This window comes from Amycolatopsis sp. NPDC104775, from assembly GCF_055583325.1.
In genome coordinates this window covers 218,535-242,250 of sequence record NZ_JBVJOE010000003.1, presented here as the reverse complement: position 1 = coordinate 242,250, position 23,716 = coordinate 218,535, and the positions used below count along the sequence as shown (strand labels likewise).

27 protein-coding genes are annotated in these 23,716 nt (G+C 68.8%); 14 read left to right on the top strand and 13 right to left on the bottom strand.

Features of this window, described 5'->3' with window-relative positions; all coding sequences use genetic code 11:
- The first annotated feature begins 63 nt into the window (after positions 1 to 63).
- A complete protein-coding gene (locus ACZ63D_RS15450; RefSeq protein ID WP_465354965.1) occupies positions 64 to 1,473 on the top strand; it encodes an amidase in 1,410 nt (469 codons plus the stop codon).
- On the opposite strand, the gene ACZ63D_RS15445 is transcribed toward ACZ63D_RS15450, so the two are convergent.
- Genes ACZ63D_RS15445 through ACZ63D_RS15435 form a run of 3 tightly spaced genes read right to left on the bottom strand, consistent with a single transcriptional unit; the run spans position 1,470 to position 4,757 of the window.
- Positions 1,470 to 3,848: an ATP-binding cassette domain-containing protein gene (locus tag ACZ63D_RS15445; protein WP_465354964.1), complete on the bottom strand. Its 2,379-nt coding sequence runs from the start codon at positions 3,846 to 3,848 to the stop codon at positions 1,470 to 1,472. The genes ACZ63D_RS15450 and ACZ63D_RS15445 overlap by 4 nt on opposite strands.
- 44 nt (positions 3,849 to 3,892) lie before the next feature.
- Positions 3,893 to 4,303 (bottom strand): VOC family protein, encoded by a 411-nt coding sequence (locus ACZ63D_RS15440; protein WP_465354963.1) that lies wholly within the window; start codon positions 4,301 to 4,303, stop codon positions 3,893 to 3,895.
- A gap of 10 nt (positions 4,304 to 4,313) precedes the next feature.
- Positions 4,314 to 4,757 carry a helix-turn-helix transcriptional regulator gene (locus ACZ63D_RS15435; protein WP_009085513.1) on the bottom strand — a complete coding sequence of 148 codons (444 nt, stop codon included), beginning with the start codon at positions 4,755 to 4,757 and terminating at the stop codon, positions 4,314 to 4,316.
- Between the two features lie 104 nt (positions 4,758 to 4,861).
- Here ACZ63D_RS15435 and ACZ63D_RS15430 point away from each other — a divergent pair, with 104 nt between their 5' ends.
- Positions 4,862 to 5,746: a hypothetical protein gene (locus tag ACZ63D_RS15430; protein WP_465354962.1), complete on the top strand. Its 885-nt coding sequence runs from the start codon at positions 4,862 to 4,864 to the stop codon at positions 5,744 to 5,746.
- Here ACZ63D_RS15430 and ACZ63D_RS15425 read toward each other — a convergent pair.
- Complete coding sequence (locus ACZ63D_RS15425; protein WP_465354961.1) at positions 5,743 to 6,381, bottom strand: pyridoxine/pyridoxamine 5'-phosphate oxidase; 639 nt, start codon at positions 6,379 to 6,381, stop codon at positions 5,743 to 5,745. The genes ACZ63D_RS15430 and ACZ63D_RS15425 overlap by 4 nt on opposite strands.
- 1 nt (position 6,382) lies before the next feature.
- Positions 6,383 to 7,069, bottom strand: coding sequence for a hypothetical protein (locus tag ACZ63D_RS15420; protein ID WP_465354960.1), 687 nt, complete (start codon positions 7,067 to 7,069; stop codon positions 6,383 to 6,385).
- 96 nt (positions 7,070 to 7,165) lie between these two features.
- Between ACZ63D_RS15420 and ACZ63D_RS15415 the strand changes: the two genes are divergently transcribed.
- Together ACZ63D_RS15415 and ACZ63D_RS15410 are read left to right on the top strand one after the other, a co-directional pair.
- The gene (locus tag ACZ63D_RS15415) at positions 7,166 to 7,693 is read left to right on the top strand and encodes a DUF2020 domain-containing protein (protein ID WP_465354959.1); all 528 of its coding nucleotides are present in this window, start codon (positions 7,166 to 7,168) and stop codon (positions 7,691 to 7,693) included.
- 141 nt (positions 7,694 to 7,834) lie between these two features.
- Positions 7,835 to 8,287, top strand: a complete 453-nt coding sequence (locus tag ACZ63D_RS15410; protein ID WP_465354958.1) for a DUF6918 family protein — start codon at positions 7,835 to 7,837, stop codon at positions 8,285 to 8,287.
- Between the two features lie 143 nt (positions 8,288 to 8,430).
- On the opposite strand, the gene ACZ63D_RS15405 is transcribed toward ACZ63D_RS15410, so the two are convergent.
- Positions 8,431 to 9,066: a hypothetical protein gene (locus ACZ63D_RS15405; RefSeq protein ID WP_465354957.1), complete on the bottom strand. Its 636-nt coding sequence runs from the start codon at positions 9,064 to 9,066 to the stop codon at positions 8,431 to 8,433.
- A gap of 207 nt (positions 9,067 to 9,273) precedes the next feature.
- Between ACZ63D_RS15405 and ACZ63D_RS15400 the strand changes: the two genes are divergently transcribed.
- On the top strand, positions 9,274 to 9,798 hold the full coding sequence (locus ACZ63D_RS15400) for a peptidylprolyl isomerase (protein WP_009085526.1): 525 nt from the start codon (positions 9,274 to 9,276) through the stop codon (positions 9,796 to 9,798).
- 43 nt (positions 9,799 to 9,841) lie between these two features.
- Complete coding sequence (locus ACZ63D_RS15395) at positions 9,842 to 10,801, top strand: rhomboid family intramembrane serine protease (protein WP_465354956.1); 960 nt, start codon at positions 9,842 to 9,844, stop codon at positions 10,799 to 10,801.
- On the opposite strand, the gene ACZ63D_RS15390 is transcribed toward ACZ63D_RS15395, so the two are convergent.
- Together ACZ63D_RS15390 and crgA are read right to left on the bottom strand one after the other, a co-directional pair.
- Positions 10,787 to 11,167: a PH domain-containing protein gene (locus ACZ63D_RS15390; RefSeq protein WP_465354955.1), complete on the bottom strand. Its 381-nt coding sequence runs from the start codon at positions 11,165 to 11,167 to the stop codon at positions 10,787 to 10,789. The genes ACZ63D_RS15395 and ACZ63D_RS15390 overlap by 15 nt on opposite strands.
- A 133-nt stretch (positions 11,168 to 11,300) precedes the next feature.
- Positions 11,301 to 11,567, bottom strand: a complete 267-nt coding sequence (gene crgA / locus ACZ63D_RS15385; protein ID WP_037809181.1) for a cell division protein CrgA — start codon at positions 11,565 to 11,567, stop codon at positions 11,301 to 11,303.
- A 625-nt stretch (positions 11,568 to 12,192) separates the two neighbouring features.
- Between crgA and ACZ63D_RS15380 the strand changes: the two genes are divergently transcribed.
- From ACZ63D_RS15380 to ACZ63D_RS15370, 3 genes are read left to right on the top strand one after another with little or no spacing between them, the layout of a single operon-like run.
- Entirely contained in the window at positions 12,193 to 13,155 is a 963-nt protein-coding gene (locus tag ACZ63D_RS15380; protein ID WP_465354954.1) for a class E sortase, read from the top strand.
- Complete coding sequence (locus ACZ63D_RS15375; RefSeq protein ID WP_093572273.1) at positions 13,155 to 13,313, top strand: hypothetical protein; 159 nt, start codon at positions 13,155 to 13,157, stop codon at positions 13,311 to 13,313. The genes ACZ63D_RS15380 and ACZ63D_RS15375 overlap by 1 nt, the downstream gene beginning before the upstream one ends.
- The gene (locus tag ACZ63D_RS15370) at positions 13,283 to 14,281 is read left to right on the top strand and encodes an LLM class flavin-dependent oxidoreductase (protein WP_465354953.1); all 999 of its coding nucleotides are present in this window, start codon (positions 13,283 to 13,285) and stop codon (positions 14,279 to 14,281) included. Before ACZ63D_RS15375 ends, ACZ63D_RS15370 begins: the two co-directional genes overlap by 31 nt.
- Here ACZ63D_RS15370 and ACZ63D_RS15365 read toward each other — a convergent pair.
- Together ACZ63D_RS15365 and ACZ63D_RS15360 are read right to left on the bottom strand one after the other, a co-directional pair.
- The gene (locus tag ACZ63D_RS15365; RefSeq protein WP_465354952.1) at positions 14,278 to 14,664 is read right to left on the bottom strand and encodes an SCO5389 family protein; all 387 of its coding nucleotides are present in this window, start codon (positions 14,662 to 14,664) and stop codon (positions 14,278 to 14,280) included. The two genes, ACZ63D_RS15370 and ACZ63D_RS15365, sit on opposite strands and share 4 nt — an antisense overlap.
- Positions 14,665 to 14,795: 131 nt before the next feature.
- A complete protein-coding gene (locus ACZ63D_RS15360) occupies positions 14,796 to 15,383 on the bottom strand; it encodes a TetR/AcrR family transcriptional regulator (RefSeq protein ID WP_465354951.1) in 588 nt (195 codons plus the stop codon).
- Positions 15,384 to 15,445: 62 nt separating this feature from the next.
- Between ACZ63D_RS15360 and ACZ63D_RS15355 the strand changes: the two genes are divergently transcribed.
- A complete protein-coding gene (locus ACZ63D_RS15355; protein ID WP_465354950.1) occupies positions 15,446 to 16,348 on the top strand; it encodes an NADP-dependent oxidoreductase in 903 nt (300 codons plus the stop codon).
- 2 nt (positions 16,349 to 16,350) lie between these two features.
- On the opposite strand, the gene ACZ63D_RS15350 is transcribed toward ACZ63D_RS15355, so the two are convergent.
- A complete protein-coding gene (locus ACZ63D_RS15350; protein WP_465355551.1) occupies positions 16,351 to 17,667 on the bottom strand; it encodes an FAD-dependent oxidoreductase in 1,317 nt (438 codons plus the stop codon).
- Between the two features lie 111 nt (positions 17,668 to 17,778).
- Between ACZ63D_RS15350 and ACZ63D_RS15345 the strand changes: the two genes are divergently transcribed.
- The 4 genes from ACZ63D_RS15345 (at position 17,779) to ACZ63D_RS15330 (ending at position 20,445) form a co-directional block, all read left to right on the top strand.
- Positions 17,779 to 18,423, top strand: a complete 645-nt coding sequence (locus ACZ63D_RS15345; RefSeq protein WP_465354949.1) for an aminodeoxychorismate/anthranilate synthase component II — start codon at positions 17,779 to 17,781, stop codon at positions 18,421 to 18,423.
- A gap of 14 nt (positions 18,424 to 18,437) precedes the next feature.
- A complete protein-coding gene (locus ACZ63D_RS15340) occupies positions 18,438 to 19,241 on the top strand; it encodes an ATP-binding cassette domain-containing protein (protein WP_465355550.1) in 804 nt (267 codons plus the stop codon).
- Positions 19,229 to 19,873 (top strand): hypothetical protein, encoded by a 645-nt coding sequence (locus tag ACZ63D_RS15335; RefSeq protein WP_465354948.1) that lies wholly within the window; start codon positions 19,229 to 19,231, stop codon positions 19,871 to 19,873. Before ACZ63D_RS15340 ends, ACZ63D_RS15335 begins: the two co-directional genes overlap by 13 nt.
- 242 nt (positions 19,874 to 20,115) lie before the next feature.
- Positions 20,116 to 20,445 (top strand): effector-associated constant component EACC1, encoded by a 330-nt coding sequence (locus ACZ63D_RS15330; RefSeq protein WP_465354947.1) that lies wholly within the window; start codon positions 20,116 to 20,118, stop codon positions 20,443 to 20,445.
- 62 nt (positions 20,446 to 20,507) lie between these two features.
- Here ACZ63D_RS15330 and pknB read toward each other — a convergent pair whose 3' ends face one another.
- The gene (pknB, locus tag ACZ63D_RS15325; RefSeq protein WP_465355549.1) at positions 20,508 to 22,487 is read right to left on the bottom strand and encodes a Stk1 family PASTA domain-containing Ser/Thr kinase; all 1,980 of its coding nucleotides are present in this window, start codon (positions 22,485 to 22,487) and stop codon (positions 20,508 to 20,510) included.
- On the bottom strand, positions 22,484 to 23,716 hold the full coding sequence (locus ACZ63D_RS15320) for a serine/threonine-protein kinase (RefSeq protein ID WP_465354946.1): 1,233 nt from the start codon (positions 23,714 to 23,716) through the stop codon (positions 22,484 to 22,486). Before ACZ63D_RS15320 ends, pknB begins: the two co-directional genes overlap by 4 nt.

The following is a 23,716-nucleotide window of genomic DNA, read 5'->3' as shown; positions in this document are numbered from 1 at the left end:
TTCTCCAAGACCGGCGACCAGCGCCCCGACCAGGCTGAACGGGTACCGGAAAGGGGATCCGTCATGGTCAATCCGTTCAGCTCCGCCGTCGAACTCGCCGCCGCCGTCCGGGCGAAGGAGGTGAGCCCGGTCGAGGTCGCCGACTGCTATCTCGACCGCATCGCCGAACTGGATCCGAAGTTCAACGCCTTCTGCTTCCGCGCCGACGACGAGGTCCGGGCCGCCGCGAGAGCCGCCGCCGACGCCGTGGTGCGGTCCGAGCCGGAGGAACTGCCGCCGTTCCACGGGGTTCCGTTGCCGATCAAAGACCTCGTCAACGTCAAAGGCTGGCCGACCACGTACGGCTCGCTGGCCACCGACCGGTCTCCGCAGCCGAAGTCAGACCCGATTGTGCAGCGGTTCGCCGACGCGGGTTTCCTCCCGCTCGGCAAGACCACGACGTCGGAGTTCGGCGCGGTGCCGTTCACCGAAAGCGAGGCACAGGGCATCTCGCGCAACCCGTGGGATCCGGACCGCACCCCCGGCGGTTCGTCCAGCGGCGCGGGGATCTCCGTCAGCGCCGGAATGGCTCCGGTCGCGCACGCGGAGGACGGCGGCGGATCGATCCGGATTCCGGCGTCGTGCACCGGTCTCGTCGGGTTGAAGCCGACCCGCGGCCTGGTCACGAACGCCGTGGTGGAGGTCGAAGGCTTCGCGACCAGCGGCGTCGTCAGCCGGACGCTGGCCGACACCGCCGCGGTGCTGGACGTCCTCGCCCGGCACGACCCGGGTGCGTGGTGGTCGCAGCCGACGTCCACGCGGTCGCTCGCCGATGCGTTGAGCACCGAAGCACCGACCGGCCTGCGGATCGGGGTCCTCACCACCTCCCTGATCGATGGCATCACCGTCGACCCGGCTTGCCTGACCGCGGTCGACAAAACCCTCCGTGCGCTGGAAGAAGCCGGACACCAGATTGTCGATAAACCGCTTCCGTTGCCGACGTCCGAGGAGCTGATCTCGACGTTCATGAAGGTCTGGAACGTCGCCAGCGCGGGCATCCCGCTAGTCGATCCGGACCGCGTCGAACCGCACAACCGGGCGCAGCGCGAAGCCGCGAAGTCGGTCGATTCCTGGACCTACGCGGAGAGCGTGCATCAGACCCAGGTGTTGTCCCGCCGCATTGTCGAGGCCTTCATGGACAGCTTCGATCTGCTGGTCACACCCACAATGGCCTGCTTGCCGCCGAAGATCGGCGCGTGGCGAGCGAGCGGAAACCCGGTGGTGGCCGCGTACCCGATGGGCGTCTTCACGTCGCTGTTCAACGTGACCGGCCAGCCGGCGATCTCCCTCCCGCTGCACCACGACGAGGCCAGCGGCCTGCCGGTCGGCGTCCAACTGGTGGCCGCTCCGTGGCGGGAAGACTTGCTGTTGCAGGTCTCCCGCACGCTGGAGCAGGCGCTGCCTTGGGCCGACCGGCGGCCGCCGCTGCACTAGCCGACATAGGCGGCCAGGTGCTTCCCGGTCAGCGTCCGCTTCTTCTTCACCAGCTCGGCGGGCGTGCCCTCGAAGACCACCTGGCCGCCGTCGTGCCCGGCTCCCGGACCGAGGTCGATGATCCAGTCGGCGTGCGCCATCACGGCCTGGTGGTGCTCGATCACGATCACCGATTTGCCCGACTCGACCAGGTGGTCCAGCAAGCCGAGCAGCTGCTCCACGTCGGCGAGGTGCAGGCCGGTGGTCGGCTCGTCGAGGATGTACACGCCGCCGTTCGACCCCATGTGCGTGGCCAGTTTCAGCCGTTGCCGCTCGCCGCCGGACAGCGTGGTCAGCGGCTGGCCGAGCGTCAGGTAGCCGAGCCCGACCTGCTCCATCCGCTCGAGGATCCGGTGCGCGGCGGGGGTTTTCGCGTCGCCTTCGGCGAAGAACGCGGTGGCCTGCGCGACCGACATCGCGAGCACTTCGCTGATGTCCCGTCCGCCGAAGCGGTACTCCAGCACCGAGGCGTCGAACCGTTTGCCCTCGCAGACCTCACAGGTGGTGGCCACCCCGGCCATCATCCCGAGGTCGGTGTAGATGACGCCGTTGCCGTTGCAGTTCGGGCACGCGCCCTCGGAGTTGGCGCTGAACAGCGCGGGCTTCACGTTGTTGGCCTTGGCGAAGGCCTTGCGGATCGGTTCGAGCAGCCCGGTGTAGGTCGCCGGGTTGCTCCGCCGCGAACCGCGGATCGGGGCCTGGTCGACCGAAACGACGTCGTCGGATTCCCGGATGGACCCGTGGATCAGCGAGCTCTTGCCCGAACCGGCCACACCGGTGATCACGCACAGGACGCCGAGCGGGATGTCGACGTCCACGTCCTGCAGGTTGTGCGTGTTCGCGCCGCGAATCTCCAGCACGCCGGTGCGCTCCCGCACCGACGGCTTGAGCGAGGCGCGGTCGTCCAAATGCTTGCCGGTCAACGTCTTGCTCGCGCGCAGACCGTCCACAGTGCCCTCGAAACAGACCGTGCCGCCGTTCGTGCCCGCGCCCGGTCCGAGGTCGACCACGTGGTCGGCGATCGCGATCGCCTCCGGTTTGTGCTCGACGACGAGGACGGTGTTTCCCTTGTCCCGCAAGCGGAGCAGCAGGTCGTTCATCCGCTGGATGTCGTGCGGGTGCAGGCCGATGGTGGGCTCGTCGAAGACGTAGGTGACGTCCGTGAGCGAGGATCCGAGGTGCCGGACCATCTTCACCCGCTGCGCCTCGCCGCCGGACAGCGTGCCCGCCGGCCGGTCGAGCGACAGGTAGCCGAGCCCGATCTCGACGAACGATTCGAGCGTCTCGTGCAGCGATTTCAGCAGTGGAGCCACCGACGGTTCGGACAGTTTCCCGACCCATTCGGCGAGGTCGCTGATCTGCATCGCGCAGACGTCGGCGATGCTCATCCCGTCGATTTTGGACGACCGCGCCAGCTCGCTCAGCCGCGTCCCGTCGCAGTCCGGGCACGTCGCGAAGGTGACCGCGCGGTCCACGAACGCCCGGATGTGCGGCTGCATCGCCTCAACGTCCTTGGACAGATACGACTTCTGGATCCTCGGCACCAGCCCCTCGTAGGTCATGTTGATGCCTTCGATCTTCATCCGCGTCGGTTCCTTGTACAGGAAGTCCTGCAATTCGCGCTTCGTGTACTTGCGGATCGGCTTGTCCGGGTCGACCAGCCCGGAGCCGGTGTAGAGCCGGTAGTTCCAGCCGCCTGGGGTGTAGCCGGGGATGGTCAGCGCGCCCTCGGCGAGCGATTTCGTGTCGTCGTACAGCTGAGTGAGGTCGATGTCGTTGATCGACCCGCGGCCCTCGCAGCGCGGGCACATGCCGCCGGTGACGCTGAAACTGCGCCGCTCCTTGATCTGCTTCCCGGCACGCTGCACGGTGACCGCGCCCGCGCCGCTGATCGAGGCGACGTTGAACGAGAACGCCTGCGACGACCCGATGTGCGGCGTGCCGAGGCGGCTGAACAGGATCCGCAGCATCGCGTTGGCGTCGGTGGCGGTGCCGACCGTCGAACGCGGGTCGGCCCCCATCCGCTGCTGGTCGACGATGATCGCGGTGGTCAGCCCGTCGAGCACGTCGACCTCGGGCCGGGCCAGCGTCGGCATGAAGCCCTGCACGAAACTGCTGTAGGTCTCGTTGATCAGCCGCTGCGATTCCGCCGCGATCGTGCTGAACACCAGCGAGCTCTTGCCCGAGCCGGACACTCCGGTGAACACCGTCAACCGGCGCTTCGGGAGCTCGACGCTGACGTCCTTGAGGTTGTTCACGCGGGCGCCCTGCACGCGGATCAGGTCATGGCTGTCGGCGGCGTGCCCCGGCGTGGTCTTCCCCTTGGCCTTCGTCATCGTCTCTCCCCGTTTCTTTCCCCAGAGGTCCGGCTCGGACTTCTTCAGCTCGCTTGCTGGATGCGGATCAGGTTCCCGGCCGGGTCGCGGAAAGAGCAGTCGCGGACGCCGTAGGGCTGGTCGGTGGGCTCCTGCACGACCTCGGCTTCGCTGGCCTGCAACCGGTTGAAGGTCGCGTCGACGTCCTTGGTGGCCAGGTTCAGCGCGGCGTAGGTGCCCTTGGCCATCATTTCGGTGATCATCCGGCGTTCGTCGTCGGTGAGGCCGGGGAACGCGGCGACCGGCTGCAGCACGACCGAGGTGTCCGGCTGTCCGGGCGGGCCGACGGTAATCCAGGCCATGTCGCCGTATTTGACGTTGTTGCGCACCTCGAAGCCGAGGATGTCGCGGTAGAAGGTCAGCGTCGCTTCCGGATCGGTGTGCGGGAGGAAGCTCGCGTGAATGGTCATCTCCATGGCGATCACACTAGGTGCGCGCCGAGCGGGGTGCTTCTCGATTCCTGATCGGTCGCGTGACCTGTTTCGCGACGCACGGCGCCATGCCTTCGGTCGCTCCGGTCTCCTCTTGGCGGTAAACGCTTGGCGGCTTCCCGACCAGCTCAGTGAAGCGTGTGCTGAACGTCCCCAGCGACGAGAACCCGACCTCGAAACACACCTCGGTGACGCTCAGATCGCCGCGCCGGAGCAACGCCATCGCGCGCTCGATGCGGCGGGTCATCAGATACGAATACGGCGACTCTCCGTAAGCGGCGCGGAATTGCCGGCTCAGGTGCCCGGCCGAGACGTTGACGCTCCGCGCGAGCGCCTCGACGTCCAGGGGACGGGCGTACTCGCGGTCGATCCGGTCGCGCACCCGGCGCAACCGTGCGAGATCGGCCAATCGCTGCGCGTCGTCCGGTTTGCTGGTCACTTCCGAATCGTGCCACGACGATCGCCCTAGTCCCAGTAATCCCTTCGGGCTGGGTGGCCGATTCGTTCAAGACCCTCGCGCTACGCCCGTGCGACGGTGTCCGGGTGACTGTGAAATGGGAGGCCGTCGCCCCGTTCCTCGCCGGGCACGGCCGGTTGCTGGACCAGCGGCGGTTCGAGCTGCGGTACGGAAACGGACGGGCCGAGGAGGTGCTCGCGGCGGTCGCGGCCTACCGGAATCCGGACGGCGGTTACGGCTGGGGCCTGGAACCCGACCTGCGCGCGCCGGAAAGCCAGCCGGGCGGCGCGCTGCACGCGTTCGAGGTGTTCGCCGACGTCGCGCCGGTGACCACGCCGCATGCCGTGCAGCTGTGCGACTGGCTGGACTCTGTCTCGTTCCCCGACGGCGGGTTGCCGTTCGCGTTCCCGGTCGCCGACCCGACCGCGTGCGCTCCCTTTTGGACCGGAGCCGATCCGACGGTGTTCTCGTTGCAGAGCACGGCGTTCACCGCGTCGGCCGCGTGGCGGGTCGCCGAACACGATCCGGCGGTCGCGGCGCATCCGTGGCTCGCGCGGGCGACCGAGACGTGCCTGCGGGCGATCCGGGACATCGAGGAGATGCCGCACGCCATCGAGCTGAGCTTCGCGATCCACCTGCTCGACGCCGCGTACGACCGGTATCCGGAAGCCGACGAACTGCTCACTGGCCTGGTGAGATTCCTGCCGGACAACGGGATCGTCCCGGTGCCGGGCGGTTCCGAGGGCGAGGTGCTGCGTCCGCTGGATTTCAGCCCGGTGCCCGGCCCGTCCCGGCGGCTGTTCACCCCCGAGGCGATCGAGGCGGACCTGACCCGGCTGGAACAGGGCCAGCAGCCCGACGGCGGCTGGACGGTCGACTTCGCCAGCTTCTCCCCGGCGGCCGCGCTGGAGTGGCGCGGCTACGCCACCGTCGGCGCGATCTCCAAGCTGCGCGCCAACTCCCGGCTCTAGGGCCAGAGGCGTTCGCGGACCCAGCCCGCGGGTTCGCGGCGGTAGCGGACCCGGAGGTGCTGCCGGTCGTGCGAGGCCTGCCAGAACTCCACCGTTTCCGGCTGGATCAGGTAGCGCGTCCACGTTTCCGGTGCCACGTCCGGGTTTTCCGCCACCCAGTCCGCGGCCGCCGCGGCCGCTTCGACGAGCTTCGCCGGATCGGTCAGAACCTCCGACTGGTGCCCGACGTACGCCTCGGCCCGCGACGCCGGCGGGCGATCGAGGAAGTCCGCGGCGGACACCTCGGGCGCGGCCGGAACCACCAGGCCGCGCACGCGCACCTGCCGTCCGCGACCAGGCCAGAAGAACGTCAGAGCCGCGCGCGGGTTCGCCGTCAGCTGCTGGCCCTTCGGGCTTTCCGAACTGGTCGCGACCGCCCAGCCGTCCTCGTCGACGCTTTTCAGGATCACCACGCGGGCGTCCGGCGCGCCATCGGAGTCCACTGTGGACAGAGTGACCGCGTGCGGGGCCAGTACGTGCTCGCCCGCTTCGGTCAGCCAGGCGAGGAACAGTTCCTCGGGCGTTTCCGGGGTCTGGTCCGGGTCGAATTCCGGAAGCTGTTCGGGGAAGGACTGCCAGCCGCGCAACGAGACCATGTCACCGACCGTACGGCGGTTGCCCCGGCGGCGGGTAGTGCGGCGGCTGCGGACCGGCCGGACCCGCGGCGGGCGGAGGGCCGGTCTGCGGCATCGGGCCGGACGGAATCTGCCCCGGGAACCCGCCGGGACCCTGCTGCGGAGGCTGCTGCTGCGGCTGCCCGTAGGCCGCCTGCTGCTGGGCCTGCCACTGCACCTGCTGGAAAGCCTCGCCCGGCTGCGGGAAGCAGAACTGCAGCTTCGCGTTGATCGCGCCGTGCATCGCCGCGCCCCAGAGCTTCCCGCCGACAAAGGCGTACGTCATGCCCGCGTACGGATCCACCGCGACCATCCGGGTTTCGCCGCCGAACTGGTTGCTCGTCTTCGCGCTCGCCAGCTGCGCGGCGTCCGGATGCACGCGGCCGACCAGCCCGCAGATCACCACCGAGGCGGCGGTCCAGCCGATCGTGCCCTGCACGTTGGCGCGGGCGTGCTGGGTGGCCATGCCGGTGAACTGCTGCAACGTCGCCGCGTCGACCTCCGGATACGCCCCGGCCACCACGCAGTAGTTCATCGTCGACAACATGATCGACTCGGTGAACAGGCCGACCGCGGTCGTCACCGGTCCGATCTGGACGGTGTTGAGCCTGCCGCCGCTGCGCACCACGCGTTCGGCGACCACTTGCAAGTACTGCTCGGGCGTGAGCACGTCCGCGACCTCCCCGGGGCTGAGCGGAATCCGGGGTCATCGTCGCACGCGCCGCCTTCGCGCGGACTTCACCGGGCATGGTTGACTGTGCCCGCCATGCGCCGACTTCTCGTTCTCGCCCCAGCCCTGGTCCTGCTCGCCGGCTGCACTCCGTCGAGCCCGGCGAAGGAGACTCCGTCTTCGGCGCCGGCGAGTTCCGCGTCGGCCTCGGCGGGCCTGCCGCCCGACCCGCAGCCCGCGCGCACCGCGGAGTGTCCGTACCTGTCGAACGAGACAGTGCAGGACGCGAACGGACAGCACGTCACCAAGGTGAGCGTTTCCGACGACGAGCCGCATCCGACGTGCTTTTTCTATCGCCCGGACGGCAGCCTCCAGCTGAGCGTGCGGGTGTACGTGGGCAAAAGCGACGTCGCGACCGCGCTGGTCAACAAGGCCGCGCCGGTCGACACGTCGAACCCGGCTTCGGATCCCGCCGGCTGGAAGGGCGGCTACCAGCCCTCCGGCGACGGGGTGGTGTACGCGGTCGCCAAGGGGGACGCCGCCGTCATCGTGACGAGCAACCAGAAGCAGAGCATCAAAGCACGCACAGTGGCGAAAAAGGCTATCGCTGCCCTGAAGCTCTGAGTAACGGGCTCCGCACGGGTGAGTGAAGTTGATCTTGTATTACTCTAAGCAGCACGCGCGGTTCCCCCAACACTCGCGCGGCGGGTGCCCGTCCGGCACCGAATACTTTGGTTACCCCTTTTCGACGACAAGGACAGATTCGTGGCTGACACCCTCAAGGAAATCCTGCTTGACTCGAGCCGTCGCCCCACCGTGGTCGCCGACTTCGCGGAGCTCGTGGACGCCGAGGTCGCCGACAAGGGCGGGGTCTCCGGCGCGGTCGTGAAGACCGGCTTCGCCGCCGTCAAGAAGATCAAGCCGGGCATCATCCCGTCCGCGATCGACAGCCTGCTGGACGACTTCTCCAACGCCCTCGAGCCGTTCTACAGCGACTACCGCGCCCAGGGCGGCAACGACTTCGGCGCCTACCTGAGCAGCCGCTCGGACGAGGCTTCGGACGCGCTGCTCGGGGTCACCGACGCCCGCGCCGAGCGCAGCAGCCGCGACAGCATCAAGAAGGTCTACTCGAAGCTGCGCCCGAACGGCAAGAAGAACGTCGAGGAGGCGCTGCCGCGTCTCGGCCAGCTGATCGACAAGCACGCCGCCGCGGCCTGATCAGGCCAGGCTCCGCCCAGCTTCCGGCCACCGGCCGCCCCGTCAGGGGGGCGCGCCGGGAGGCTGGCCGGATCGGCGGCGGAACCGCTTAAGCGATACGAAAAAGGGCCCCGGGACGCACTTCCCGGGCCCTTTTCGCGCGTTCAGTTCTTCTTCTCGGCAGCCGAGGTGCTCGGCGCCTTGCCGTTCGTCTTCGGCTCGCCCGGCTTGGCGTCCTTCGCGTCCTTGGCTTCCGGAGCCGGCTTCGGGGCGGGGGGAGCGGGCGGCGTGGCCTTCGGCGGCGCCGGGGCGACCGGCGGCTCCTGCTGCCGCGACTTCAGCGCGACGGCGGTGCCGACCGCGACCGCGCCGAGACCGAGGATCCACGGCCAGCGGCGGCGCTTGCGGACGCCCTTGGCGGCGCTCTTCGCCTCCACCAGAGCGGCCCGGAACTCCTTCTTGGCCGCCTTGAAGTCCTTCTTGCCGCGGCGCTTCGACTCGCCCGCCGACGCGGCGGCCTTGATCGCGGCCTTCTTGGCCTTGCGGCCCGGCTTCTTCATCTCGGCGAGGCGGGCGAGCGCTTCCTTGCGCGCCGCGGCGGAGCTCTTCTTGAGCTCCTTGCGGGTCAGCTCCGTCTTCTTCGCCAGCTTGCGCCGGGCACGGCGGCTCCGCTTACCCAGCTCCTCCGCGCCGGCCTCGGCGGCCTTCGCGCCCGCCTTGCCCGCCTCGACGACCAGCTTCCGCAGGTCCGCCGAGTCGGATTTGGCCGACTCACCGACCGATTCCACGGCCCGGGTCATGGTCTTCACCTCATCAATCGTTGTGAAACAGATCTGTTGCTTGACATCTATCCTGCCCTTTTTCCGCCCGCACCGCTGCGGCTTCCCGCTGCGGGCGTCTCGGAAACCTCGGGAAAGTGTGTTCTTCCTGGGCCGACGTCCGGCGCGACGGGCCGGGACGGCCCCCTGAACCCCCCATTTGTGCGAAGGGGTGGCACGATGGCGGGCGTGACTGAAAGCGCCCGCAAGGCCACCCTGCACACCAACCAGGGTGACATCCACGTGAACCTGCTGCCCGACCACGCGCCGAAGACCGTGGCGAACTTCGTGGGGCTGGCCACCGGCTCCAAGGAGTACACCCAGCCGAACGCGAAGGGCGGCAACTCCGGTCCCTTCTACGACGGCTCGATCTTCCACCGGGTCATCGACGGCTTCATGATCCAGGGCGGTGACCCGACGGGCACCGGCCGCGGCGGCCCCGGCTACAAGTTCGGCGACGAGTTCCACCCGGAGCTGCAGTTCTCCAAGCCGTACCTGCTGGCCATGGCGAACGCCGGGCCGGGCACCAACGGCTCGCAGTTCTTCATCACCGTCGCGCCGACCTCGCACCTGAACTTCCGGCACACGATCTTCGGCGAGGTGGCGGACCAGGAGTCCCGCAACGTCGTCGACGCCATCGCGACGACCGCGACCGGACCGGCGGACCGCCCGCTGTCCGACGTGGTCATCGAGAAGATCACCGTCGAAGACTGACGCGCCGCAGGCAGGGATGGGGTTTCGGTAGGTTGGAGTCATCGTGAGCCAACCGCCGAACCCGTCCGCGCCGTCCCTTCCCGGTTGCTGGTGGCATCCGAACCGCCCAACCGGTCTCAGCTGTGCCCGCTGCGGGCGTCCGGCCTGCCCGGACTGCCTGCGCGAAGCCCCGGTGGGGTTCCAGTGCACCGACTGCGTCCAGGCCGGGGCGCACCAGCGGAAACAGCAGCAACGGCAGTATCGCGACGCCGGTTTGGGCTCCCGCACGATCGCCGGGGCCCGGCTGTCGAACTCCTACACCGTCACCGCCACGCTGATCGCGGTGAACGTGGTGGTCTTCCTGATCACCGTCGTCCAGGCGAAGAGCCTGTTCAGAAACGATCTGGCCACCATCTGGATCCAGGGGGCACTGCAACCGCTGGTCACGCTCGGCGGCGGCGAGTGGTGGCGGATTTTCACCTCCGGCTTCCTGCACTACGGCCCGATTCACATCGCGGCGAACGCGTTCTCGCTGTGGATGATGGGTCGCGCGCTGGAGCAGGTCTTCGGCAAGGTCCGTTACCTCGCGCTCTACTTCGTGTCGATGCTCGGCGCCTCCACCGCGGTGCTGCTTTTCGGGGGCTCCGCGCCCACTGTCGGCGCGTCCGGCGCGATCTTCGGACTACTCGGCAGCTACGCGGTGATCACTCTCAAGCTGCGGCTGAACCCGACGGCGTTGCTCATCAACCTGGTGATCAACGCCTACATCACCTTCTCCATCCCCAGCATTTCGATTTGGGCGCACGCTGGCGGCCTTGTCACCGGTGCGCTGGTGACGGGCGCGATGCTCTACGCCCCGGCCCGCAATCTGGCCCGGTGGCAGGCGATCGGCACGGCCGTCGTGGCGATCGCGCTCGTCGGGCTGGTCAGTTGGCGGGCCACCGAGTTCCCCTCGCTGGATTGTTCTCTCCGGCAGGCTCAAGGGGAGTACTCGTACTCCTGCAAGTTCTCAGGCTCCGGCTGACCGGGCCCGCAGCTCGGTAAGCACGTCCAGCACGTCGCGAGGATCCTCGCCGAGGTCGGTCTGCCCGAAGATGAACAGCTGGTCGTCGTGTTCCAGCTCGAGGGTCACGCCGTCCCGGCCGAGCCGCCGAGTGCTGCGCAGCCGGACCGTCGTGCCGATCCAGGGGAGCTGGTGCGTGCCGTGGAGCGTGCGGGCCCGCAGACCGTGCTCGTCCGCGGTCAGACGAGGCCGCACGAGCGTCCAGTGGACCGCGAACGCGCCGACGGCCAGCGTCGCGAGGCCGGTGAGCACCGCGCCCTTGCCGTCGCCGAAGAGCGCGTCCAGAACGGTTCCGACCAGCAGCAACGTGGTCAGGCCCCACGCCACTACCACGAGGTTTCGGCGTGGGGCCCAGGAGGTCGGGTGGTTATCCACAGGGGTTATCCACACTGGGGATGAGTCACACCGGTGTGATTCGGTGTCAATCGGCCGTCCGGAGCAAAGCTGATCCGGCGGATGGTCAGCGCCACCGCATCGTCATCAGCAGGCCGGCGATCATCGCGGCGAATCCGATGGCGAAATTCCAGTTTCCGAGCTCGCTGAGGAACGAAACTTTGTCGCCGGCGATGTAGTTCACGACCAGCCACACCAGCCCGAGGAGCATGAGGCCGAACATGACGATCTTGTAGAACAGGTTCGACGGTCCCGCGGCCTGGACCTTCACCGGGGTGCGGCGGTCGACAGGCGGGGTGTACGCGGTCTTCTTGCGGACCTTCGACTTCGGCATCGTTTCCTCGCGTGCTCTCGGGCATTCCTGGTGGCGGCATCCTGGACGAGGTCCCGCTGTCGGGGTGCGCAACCAGCGCCACGTGCACACGTTAACGTAAAGGACGGCTCCGCAGCACCGGGCGGGAGCGGTCGGGTTTCTCAGACTGTGACAATAGCGCCACCTGGAGTCCCGAGGAGGGCTCCGGCCGGGCGCGGGAGGAGCTTGCGTGACGCCGCAAGATTGGCCGGGCGAGGACGACCGCCGCCCCGGCACCGGACCTGACCGCCCGGTCCGCCGCCAGCCACCGCCGCCGAGGCGGCAGTCCGGCCAGACCCCGCCGCGGCGGAGAGTGGCCGGCGACCCTGGCCGGAGATCACCCGAACAGCGCACGCCGATCGACCGGGGCGGACCGCGTCCGGACGTCCCCGAAAACCGGCCGGCGCAGGGTCGGCCCCGCGAGGGGGACCCCCGCGGTGGGGATTTCGGCGGACCGCGCGAGAACGGACCCCGCCGCACCGCTGAGTTCCGTGCCGAAGGCACCCCGCAACGACGCCCCGACGGCCCGCGCCGCACCGGCGAATTCCGCGCCCAGCCCGGAGACCCCGGCCGTCCTCCCCGCCGTCAGCCTGAAGAAGGCCGTCAAATGCCTCGCCGGGTGGGCCCGGGGGCCCCGGATCCGTCCCGGCGGCGGATGACCGGTCCGGAGTTCGCCGAGCAGCCGACCGAGGTGTTCTCCGCGGTCGCGGTCGCCGACAAGGACGACAAGGGCGACAAGAAGGCCAAGAAAACCCCGCCGCCGCTGGGCAAGGGCGGGGTGGCGATCCGCACCGCGGGCGAAATCTTCATCACGCTGGGCGTGATCGTGCTGCTGTTCATGGTGTACGAGGTGTGGGTCACCGACCTGTTCTCCGCGGAGAAACAGCACACCGCGAGCGATCAGCTCGACGGCGACTGGTCGAAGGACCGCACGCTGCACCCCGAACTGATCGACGGCAAGGCGTTCGCGCGCATCCACATCCCGTCGTTCGGCGCGGACTTCAACTTCACCATCCAGGAAGGCACCGGCGAGGATTCGCTGGCGGTCGGCCCGGGCCACTACAAGGGCACCGCGCTGCCGGGCGAACCGGGCAACTTCGGCATCGCCGGGCACCGCGTCGGCAAGGGCGCGCCGTTCAACGACCTGGACAACCTGAGCTCTTGCGACCAGATCGTCATCGAGACGCACACCGATTTCTTCATCTACCAGGTGCTGCCCTACGAAGACGAGATCAAGGGCTGGAGCAGCGGCAAGGGTGCGCAGCCGGAGTGCAAGGGCGTGGGGACGCTGCGCAATTCGAGCATCCCCGGCGGCGGCCCGTACGACGAGACGTTCGGCCGCAAGGTCGTCCAGCCGAGCCAGGGCGACGCGGTGAACGCGGTGCCGTACAAGCCGGCTGACGCGTTGCCGAAGGCGCAGCAGGCTTCGCTGCTCACGCTCACCACGTGCCACCCGCAGTTCTCGGCGAAGGAGCGGCTGATCATCACCTCCGTGCTGACCCGCCAGGTGCCGAAGACGCAGGTGCCGGATTACACGACGTTGCTGAAGAAGATCGGAGTCGGTTCCTGATGTACGGCTGGCTCTGGCGGCATCTGCCCGGTCCGTTCGCGGTGAAGTTCGCGATCGCGCTCGTGCTGGTGCTCGGAATCGTGGCGTTGCTGATGTTCGTGGTGTTCCCGTGGCTGGACCCGCTGCTGTGGTTCAACAACGTGTCGGTGAACAACTGAGGTTCGGCGTCTTCCTGGTCTCGGGCCGGTTTCCGGGCCAGGACGACGCTGCCGTCCTGCGGCGTACCGTCCGCGCGGCGTGCGCGGCCGAGGCGGCGGGTTTCGACGACGTATGGCTGGCCGAGCATCACTTCATGCCGTATGGGGTGTGCCCGTCAGCAATCACGCTCGCCGCGTACGTGCTCGGCCAGACCTCGCGGATCAGCGTCGGGACCGCGGTGAGCGTGCTGTCCACGACGCATCCGGTCGCGTTGGCGGAGCAATGGTCGATGCTCGACGTGGTTTCCGGCGGCCGCCTGCGGCTGGGCGTCGGGCGGGGTGGTCCGTGGCAGGACTTAGAGGTGTTCGGGACCGGATTGCCGCGCTATGAAACGGGTTTCGCCGAGTCGCTGGATCTTTTGCTGACCGCCGCCACTGGGCGAGTTTCGGCTCAAGGAGCGCATTTCGCCTTTCGCGAGGTACAGGTGCGTCCCACTCCACGAAGCGCTCCGCAAGTCGTGGTGGCTTGCGGCGGCCCGGATTCCTCCGCGGTCCGGTTGGCGGCGGAACGCGAGTTGCCGTTGTTGCTGGGCCTGCACGCGGATGATGCCGAGAAGGCGGCGACTGTGGCTGCTTACGGTGCGCCCGCGGCTCATGTCTCGACCGTGCTGTGCCAGGTCGGTGAGGATGCCCGCGAGGCGGTGCGTCGCGCTCTGCCGGGTTGGCTGGCGGATGGCCTAGCCGCGCATGTTCCGGTGGATGACCGACCCGGTCCGGCTCGGGATCCACAGGAATACACGGAAAAACTGTGCGCGATCCATCCGGTTGGGTCGGTTGAGTATTGCGTCGAGACCCTGCGGACGAGCCTCCGGCGTACCGGGGTGTCCCACGTGATCATGTTCGTGGAAGCGTCCGGTACGCCGGAGGGCACGATGGCCAATATCGCGCGGATCGGTGCTGAGGTGCTTCCCGCGCTGCGTGCGGACTAGCAGTCCCGCAGTTCCGGGCTCTGGTTCAGCAATTGCCCCCGCGGCGAGACAAACGCCCGGTACCGGTCGCCGTCCGCCTCCCGGAACACCGCCACCCGGTGGCAGTTCTGGAACGCCAGCTTCACCCCGAAATGCCGCTCCAGCCCGCCCCGGATCGCGTCCGAAGCCAGCGCCCGCAGGAGCTGACCGCGCTCAGCCTCGCTCGGCGGCGGGGTTTCGTTGTCCGCGAACCCGTCCGCGGCGGCGTCCGCTTCGGCGATCACCCCGGTGATGACCTCCCAGGCGTACGGCAGCGATTCCCGCACGCAGGCCACGAACTCGGCGTCGGAGACCTCCCCGCGTTCGGCTTTTTCCAGCAGCGCGGGCGATACGTCCAAGGACAAGACAACCTCCATGGTCAGCGGTACCCCTCAGAGCTACCGGCCCGCCGGACCCGGCCACAAGAGAAAACGAGTTTCATCACCACTTTGGTGGATCACTCCCACCGGAACAGCCGCACGGCGAGCACCGCCCGCTAAGCGCGGCTGATCGGCACCCGCACCGCGGGCGGAAGCGGTGCGGCATCCGGATGAGCCCGGAACGACTGGATCAGCAACGCCGTGAACCGCCGCACCGCCGCGACGCGCGCGTCGGCTGGTTCCACCCGGATGCCTTCGTTGGCGACCAGGGCCAGCACGAGGTCCTCCAGCACGAAATCCGGTCGCAGGTCTCCGGATTCCTTGGCCCGGCGGATGAGGTCGAGCAGCATCCGCAGCGTCCGGGTGCGGTCAGCGGCGAAGTCGAGACGTCGCGGCAGTTGTGCGACGAACGCGCGAAACCCCTGTTCACGCGCGTGCACCTCGGTGAGTTTCTCCAGCACCGAGACGAAGCCCTGCCACGGATCAGCCGCGGCGAGCCCCTCCTCGACGATGGCCGAACACAACGCCAGTTCCTCGGCGAACGCTTCGACGATCAGTGCGTCTTTGTTCGGAAAATGCCGATAAACCGTCGCGACGCTCACCTGCGCCCGCCGCGCAATCTCCCGCATCGGCGCGTCGGCGCCAGCCATCCGAGCGGCGGCGAGAATGCGCACGCGGTTGTGCGCGGCGTCGGTCCGTCTCACTTCGGCCGCCACCCCTCTCACTTCCCGCGGAACCGCTGAGCTGCCGGAATACCGTCGGACGCATGAAAGCTGTCCAGTTTTCCCAGTATGGCCCGCCGAGCGTCGTGCACGTCGCCGATGTCGCCGAACCGCACGCCGGGCCGGGTGAAATTCGCATTTCCGTGCGGGCGTCCGGTTTTTCCACCGGGGAAACCAGTATCCGCTCCGGTGCGCGCAAAGAAATGCTGCCGGTGACCTTCCCGTTCCGGACCGGCTACGACGCTGCCGGAGTGGTGGACGAGGTCGGCGACGGAGTCACCGGCATCGAACCCGGTGCGCAGGTCTTCGGCATGACGGCGGCGAATCGGCGCGGAGCCAACGCCGAGTACGCCGTTCTCGTTCATTGGGCGGCCAAACCGGTCGCGTGGAGCTGGGCCGAGGCGGGTGGTGCGGCGGGTGCGATCGAAACCGCCACCCGGGTGTTGGATCAGCTCCCCGGCGAAACGATCCTGGTCCATGGCGCGGCGGGCGGGGTCGGGACGGTCGCCGTCCAGTTGGCGATCGCTCGCGGGGCCACCGTTATCGGCACCGCGAGCCCGCGAAACCACGATTTCCTACGTTCCCTCGGTGCCGAGCCGACGACTTACGGTCCCGGCTTGGCCGACCGAGTCCACAGCGCCGACGCGGTTTTCGACTGCGCCGGGGGAGCATTGCCAGACCTGATCAAGATCGCCGGAAACCCCGCAAGGGTCATCACGATCACCGACGCCACGGCAGCACAACATGGCGTGCACTTCTCGCACAGCGCCACGATCCCGGGCGCGGATCCGCTCGCGGTCCACGGCCTTGCCGCCGCGGTAAAACTCGCCGAGGACGGCCGACTAAAGATCCCCGTCGCGGCGACCTTCCCGCTCGCCGAAGCCGCGGCCGCGCACGAGCTGAGCGAACGCAAGCACGCGCCCGGGAAGATCGTCTACGTGAACTGACGTCAGCCGCGCGAAACCCGCACCATCTCGTCCCGCTCCACGACCTTCACCCGCTCGCGTCCCTCGGGCTCGCCGAGCGACTTCTCGTGCGCGTCGAGCTTGCCCCAGCCTTCCCAGGTGGTGAACTCGATTCCGCGCGTGGCGAGGAATTCCAGGATCGCGTCCGGCGACGAATGCCGCGGCGCGGCGAGAGTGTCCGCGTCCGCCAGCAGGTTCGCGACGGTCTCGGCCGCGTCGCCCTTGGTGTGCCCGATCAGGCCGACCGGGCCGCGTTTGATCCAGCCGGTCACGTACACGCCGGGGACCTGGTTCTCGTCCAGGTCCAGCACCCGGCCGCCCTGGTTCGGGATCACGCCCGCGGTGTGGTCGAACGGGATTTCCGGCAGGTGCGACGACAGGTATCCGACCGCGCGGTACACCGCCTGGACGTCCCAGTCGTGGAACTCGCCGGTGCCGACGACCTTGCCGTCGCGGTACTCGGTGCGTTCGGTGCGCAGGCCGACGACCTTGCCGTCCTCGCCGAGGACCTCGACCGGCGCGTGGAAGAAGTGCAGGTGCAGCCGGCGCGGACGGGTGCCCTCGTCGCGAATCGCCCATTCCTGCAGCGTCTTCACGACCATGTCGGTCTGCTTGGACGAGCGCAGTTCGGCGACGCTCGCCTCGTCGAACTCCATGTCCTCGGGGTGCACGATCACCTCGACGTTCGGCGAATGGTCCAGTTCGCGCAGTTCCAGCGGCGAGAACTTCGCCTGCGCCGGACCGCGGCGGCCGAACACGTGCACGTCGGTGACCGGGCTGGCCTTCAATCCCTCGTAGACGTTCGCCGGGATGTCGGTCGGCAGCAGTTCGTCGGCGGTCTTGGCGAGCACGCGCGCCACGTCCAGCGCGACGTTGCCGACGCCGAGGACCGCGACCGAGGACGCGGTGAGCGGCCAGGTGCGCGGGACGTCCGGGTGGCCGTCGTACCAGGAGACGAAGTCGGCGGCGCCGTGGCTGCCTTCGAGGTCGATGCCGGGGATGTCCAGCGCGCGGTCGGCCATCGCGCCGGTCGCGAAGATGACCGCGTCGTAGAACTCGCGCAGGTCGTCGAGCTTGAGATCGGTGCCGTAGTCGACGTTGCCGAGCAGCCGGATATTCGGCCGGTCGAGCACCTTGTGCAGGGCGTTCACGATGCCCTTGATGCGCGGGTGGTCGGGTGCGACGCCATAGCGGATCAGCCCGAACGGCGCGGGCATGCGCTCGAACAGGTCGATCTCGACGCTCGCGTCGGACTTGTCCAGCAGGTCGGCGGCGTAGATGCCGGCGGGACCGGCGCCCACGACGGCGACACGAAGGATTCGGCTCACCCGCTCCACGGTAAGTTAGGCGATCCTAACAATCACTGTGATCTGGCGTACGGTCCAGCAGGTGGGAGCCGCTAAGCTGGCGGCATGCGCGTTCTCGTCGTCGACAACTACGACAGCTTCGTCTACAACCTCGTCCAGTACCTGGCGCAGCTCGGCGCCGACTGCACGGTGTGGCGCAACGACGTCGTCGACCTCGATCGCGTCCCCGAGTTCGACGCGGTGCTCGTGTCCCCGGGGCCGGGAACGCCGGAACGTGCAGGTCAGAGCATTGAAGTGATCGCGAAATGCGCTGAGACGCGCACGCCGATGCTGGGCGTGTGCCTCGGCCACCAGGCGCTGGGCGTGCACTTCGGAGCCACCGTCGACCGGGCGGACGAGCTGCTGCACGGCAAGACCAGCCAGGTGCGGCACACCGGCTCCGGCATCCTCGCCGGGCTGCCGGAGGAGTTCACCGCCACCCGCTATCACTCGCTCACCGTGCTGCCGGACACCATCGACCGGGGCGTTTTCGAGGTCACCGGCACCACCGAGAGCGGCATCGTGATGGGCATGCGGCACCGCGAACTGCCGCTGGAAGGTGTGCAGTTCCACCCCGAATCCGTGCTCACCGAATACGGCCACCGGATGCTGGCGAACTGGATGGCCTCGGCGGGCCACCCGGTCGAACCGACCCTCGTCGACGACCTGGAGCGGGCCACCCGCGCTCTGCAGAAGGCCGCGGCTGCGTGACCGCGCCGACTCCGCTGATCCGGCTCAGCGGAGTCGGAAAGCGTTACGGCACCGGCGAACCCGTCCTGACGCACATCGATTTCGAGGTGCCCGCCGGGCGGGTGGTCGGCATTCTTGGCGCCAATGGTTCGGGCAAATCGACGCTGCTGCGGATCCTCGCCGGGGTGTCGCGAGCGTCGTACGGCGAGCTCACCGGCACCCCGGCGGTCGGCTACCTGCCCGACCGCTTCCCGGGTGGCCAGCGGCTGAGCGCGCGGGCGTACCTGCGGCATCTCGCGCGGATCCGCGGGCTGACTGACCTGTCCGGAATCGACCCGCTGCTGAACCGGCTCGCGCTGGTCGGCAGCCCGGACGCGCAGCTGCGCACGCTGTCGAAAGGCAACGCGCAGAAGGTCGGCCTGGCGCAAGCCGTGCTGGTACGGCCGGAGCTGCTGATCCTCGACGAACCCTGGTCCGGTCTCGACGTCGGCACGCACGCGGTGCTCGGCGAACTGGTCGCGGAAACCCGGGCGCGCGGCGCGAGTGTCGTGTTCACCGACCATCGGCCGGACGTCGTGCGCGAACACGCCGACGAGGTATACCGGCTCGAATCCGGCCGGATCGCGCCGCTGGAAATCCATCCGGAACGCAAGCGGATCACGCTGCAGCCGGTCTCGTCGAGCATCGACAACTGGTCCGCCGAACCCGGCGTGCACGCGGTCGCGGATCAGGCAGGCGGCGTGGTTTTGACGGTCGACGCCGAACACGCCGACGCCGTGCTGCTGCGTGCGCTGTCCGGCGGCTGGTCCGTGCGGGAGGTGGCGCCGTGCTCGCAGTGAGCCGCTATTACCTGGCGCTACTGGGACATTCGCAGCGGTATTTACCCGCCGGCCTCGCCTACCTCGCGTTGTGCTCAATCCTCTACGCGGACCCGAGCTCGCCAGTGCTGCCGCTGTATGGCGTGAGCGGCGCCGGGGTGCTCGTACTCGGCTGCTGGCTGACGATCGCGGTGCTGGACATCGAAGATCCGGTGCAACGCCTGATCACCCTCAACCACGCCGGCGGCAACCGCAAAACCATCGGCGGCGCGGTGCTGGCGGTCTTCGGCTGCACCGTGGTCTGCACGCTGGTGACCGTCGGATGGTCCGCGACGCATCGGAATCAACTGCACGGGCAGATCATCAGCGCCGGATTGGCGACCCATCTGGCGTGCGCTTTGATGGGCATCGCGATCGGCCTGCCGTGCTCGCGACTGCTGGTGTCGCGGATCGGCTGGACAGTTCTCGCGGCTGTTCTCGTACTTGGCGTGGTGCTGCTGGGGAAATGGGTTCCGCTGGTGCATCCGCTGCTGGAATCGCTCATGAGCGGAACCCCGTACGGCGGCCCGCTCGCGTTGGCGATCGGTACGTCGGTGGTTTTGCTGGCGGCCAGTATGACGGTGGTGGGCGCGGTTTCCGCGCGCCGGTCTTAATGCTTGCCGACAGCGGTGTCGAGGCCGGAATATTCTGCGTTTGGGCAGCAATGTAGCGATTTCGGCAGCTTTCCCGCGCGGCGCGACGATGTGCATCTCCGCGCTGGTCAAGCCGTATTTCCGGCCACCGCGGCCGATGTAGCTTGCAAATTGCATTGAGCAAATGCCGATTTGGGGGTTCCCGGTGCGGTATCGAGTCGGTTACCCTCGCGCCGTCTGTTGGGCCCGGGAGGGGAGCATCCGTGACGGCAGGGATCGCCGCGATCACCGTGGACGGCTCCGCGGACGAGTTGCAGCAGCTCGTTTCCTGGCTCGGCGCCGAGGACGAGCTCGCCGGCCGGGTCCGGCTCGGCGGGCCGGGCAGCGGCGTCGTGGTGATGGTGAGCAGCCGGTCGGCGGGCACCTTCTGCCGGTCCCTCTTCGGCTGGCTGCGCGGGCAGTGCGACGGACGGCGGGTGTCGCTCACCGTGAAACGCTCTGGGGCCGTCGAAGAGCTGGACGTCGACTGCGGCGGCGGACACGACGTAGACGAGGTGCTCGCCAGCGTGCGGAGTTTCCTCGACCAGGACTGATCGGCCGGCGCGAAAAAAGGGCCCGCACGGTGCGCACCGTGCGGGCCCTCCTTACGAGCGGATCAGTTGTGGCCGGGCGGGAAGATCCCGCCGCCGCTGGAGCTGGACGTCGTCGAGCCGCCGCTGCCGTCGTCGGCCTTGATCGTCAGCGTGATCGACTGGGTCGGGCTGATCTGGCTGCCTGCCTGCGGGTTCTGCTTCACCACGGTGTAGGGCTTGCCGCCGCCGGACGAGGTCGACTGCGTCTGGATGGCGCCCGACCAGCCAAGGCTCTGCAGCTTCTGCGTCGCCTGCTCCTCGGTCATCCCGGTCAGGTCCGGCATCTGGATCTGCTGCGGACCGGACGACACGGTCAGCTTCACCACGCTGTTCGGCGGCAGGTTGCCACCGTTCGGCTGCTGATCGATGACCTGGTCCTTCGGCTGGTCCGAGGCCTGGTCGATCCGCTGGGGCTTGAAACCGGCGTTCTGCAGGATCTGCTTCGCCGTCGCGTAGTCCTTGCCGACCGTGTTCGGGACTTCCTTCTGGTTCACGCCGGACCCGACGACGATGTCCACCGCCGTGCCCTCGGTGGCCGAGGAGTTCGCGGTCGGGTTCTGCTGCACGACCTTGCCGACGTCGCTCGGGTTGTCGACGGGCTGCGACGTCGTGTTGCCGAGTTTCAGCTTCGCCTGCTCGAGCGCCGATTTCGCTTCATCTTGCGACTTGCCGTGCAGGTCCGGCACGGTGGTGCTGCCCGGCTTCTGACCGACGGTGAGCGTGATCGTGGACGAGGTCGGCACCGACTTGCCGACCTCCGGGTCGACCGCGATGACCTTGTCGATCTGGTCCTCGGTGCAGGTCAGGCCGCCGGGGTTGCTCGCCTCCGGGCCGCACACCACGTACTTGTTCGGCGCGAACGACGAGAAGCCCGCCTGCTGCAGTTCCGACTTCGCCTGGGTCACCTGGTGGTTGACCACCTGCGGGATCTGCGCGTTCTCGGCCTTGTCGCGGAACGATCCGCTCAGCCAGAAGATCAGCAGCACCACACCCGCCACGAGCAGCGCGGCGATCACCCCGAAGATGATCCGGCGGCGGCGCTTGGCCCGCGGGTCCTCTTCCGGGTCGTCGGGGTATTCGTCGTAGGCCACCGGCTGGCGGCGGTCGGCGTTCATCACCTGGGTGCGCTCGTCGTCCGACATCACCATCGGGGCCGACGGACGCTGCCCGGACAGCGTCCGGACCAGGTCCGAGCGCATCTCGGCGGCCGACTGGTACCGGTTCGCCGGGCCCTTGGCCAGCGCTTTCAGCACGACCGCGTCCAGCTCCGGCGACACCGCCGGGTTCACCGACGACGGCGGGTTCGGGTCCTCCCGCACGTGCTGATACGCCACCGCGACCGGGGAATCGCCGGTGAACGGCGGCTCGCCGGTGATGAGTTCGTACAGCACACAGCCCGCCGCGTAGACGTCCGAGCGGGCGTCCACCGATTCGCCGCGCGCCTGCTCCGGCGAGAGGTACTGGGCGGTGCCGATGACGGCCGCGGTCTGCGTCATCGCCGACTGGCCGTCGTGCATGGCGCGCGCGATGCCGAAGTCCATCACCTTGACGGCGCCGTTCTTCGTGATCATCACGTTCGCCGGCTTCACGTCGCGGTGCACGATGCCGTGCCGGTGCGAGAAGTCGAGCGCGGCGCAGACGTCGGCCATGACCTCCATCGCGCGCTTCTGCGACAGCGGACCCTCGGTCTTGACGATGTCGCGCAGCGTCCGGCCTTCGACGTACTCCATCACGATGTAGGGCAGCGGCCCGACGTCGGTGTTCGCCTCGCCGGTGTCGTACACGGCGACGATCGCGGGGTGGTTCAGCGCGGCGGCGTTCTGCGCCTCGCGCCGGAACCGCTCCTGGAACTGCGGATCGCGGGCCAGGTCCGCGCGCAGGACCTTGATCGCGACTTCCCGGCCCAGCCGCACGTCGTGCCCGTGGTGGACCTCGGACATACCTCCGTACCCGAGCGTGTCGCCCAGCTCGTACCGATTGGAGAGCAGTCTGGGTGTCGTCATCGCTTCGTGCCGTTCCATTCCGTCCAAGGTGTGGTCATCATGCCTTGCAGGCCCTGGGCCTCGCTCGTACCGGCCGGGGTGGCTGAGGTCGGTCCGCTCCCGCTGTCCACGCTTCGCGGCGGTCCGCCGTTGCCGGCCGACACCACTCTCGCGATCAGGAACGCCACGGCCACCAGAACCACGACGACGACCACCGCGAGCAGCACCCACCAGCCCCACTGGTTCCGCTTCGGCGGCGGGACCGGGGGACCCGGCGGAGCCGAGAGCGGCCGGAACGCCGGGTTGGAACTCGGCCCGACCGGCGTGCCGGCGGCCGCCTGCGGCACTGGAGGCGGCGGTACCGGTGGCGCCTGTCCCGCCGCGTAGGCGGCGTTGACCAGGCCGAGCGGGGTGGGCAGCGGGCGGCCGGCACGGACCGCGGCGACCGCGCCGGCGAATTCGCCGCCGCTGGCGTAGCGCTGCCGGGGGTCCTTCACGAGCGTCGCCTCGATGACGGCCCGCGCGCCTGGCGGGACGTCCGGCGGCAGCGGCGGCGGGACGTCGCGAATGTGCATCATCGCGACGGTCACCGCGTTCTCGGACAGGAACGGCCGGTGCCCGGCAAGGCATTCGTAACCACACACCGCGAGCGAATAGACGTCGCTGGCCGGCTCCGCGTCCTGGCCGAGCGCCTGCTCCGGCGCGATGTAATGCGCGGTGCCCATGACCATCCCGGACCGGGTGACCGGGGCCGCGTCGGCGGCCTTGGCCACGCCGAAGTCGGTGATCTTCACCTTGCCCGCGGGGGTGACCAGGATGTTGCCCGGTTTCACGTCGCGGTGCACCAAGCCCTGCTCGTGCGCGGCCTGCAGCGCGGTGCCCGCCTGTTCGAGCAGGTCGAGCGTGTAGTCCGCGGTGAGCCTGCCGTGCTTGGCGAGGATGCCCGCCAGCGGATCGCCCTCCACGTACTCCATCACCAGGTACGCGATGGACAGATCCTCGTCGACCGTCTCGCCGTAGTCGTGCACCGCGGCGATCCCGGCGTGGTTGAGCGACGCGGTCATCCGCGCCTCGGTGCGGAACCGGTGCAGGAATTCGGCGTCGCCGGACAGTTCGGCTTTCAGCACCTTCACCGCGACGACCCGGTCGAGCCGGGTGTCGCTCGCCTGCCAGACCTCGCCCATCCCGCCGACGGCGATCCGGTTCGTCAGCTTGTAGCGCTCGGCCAGCAGCTGACCCGAGGACAGCAT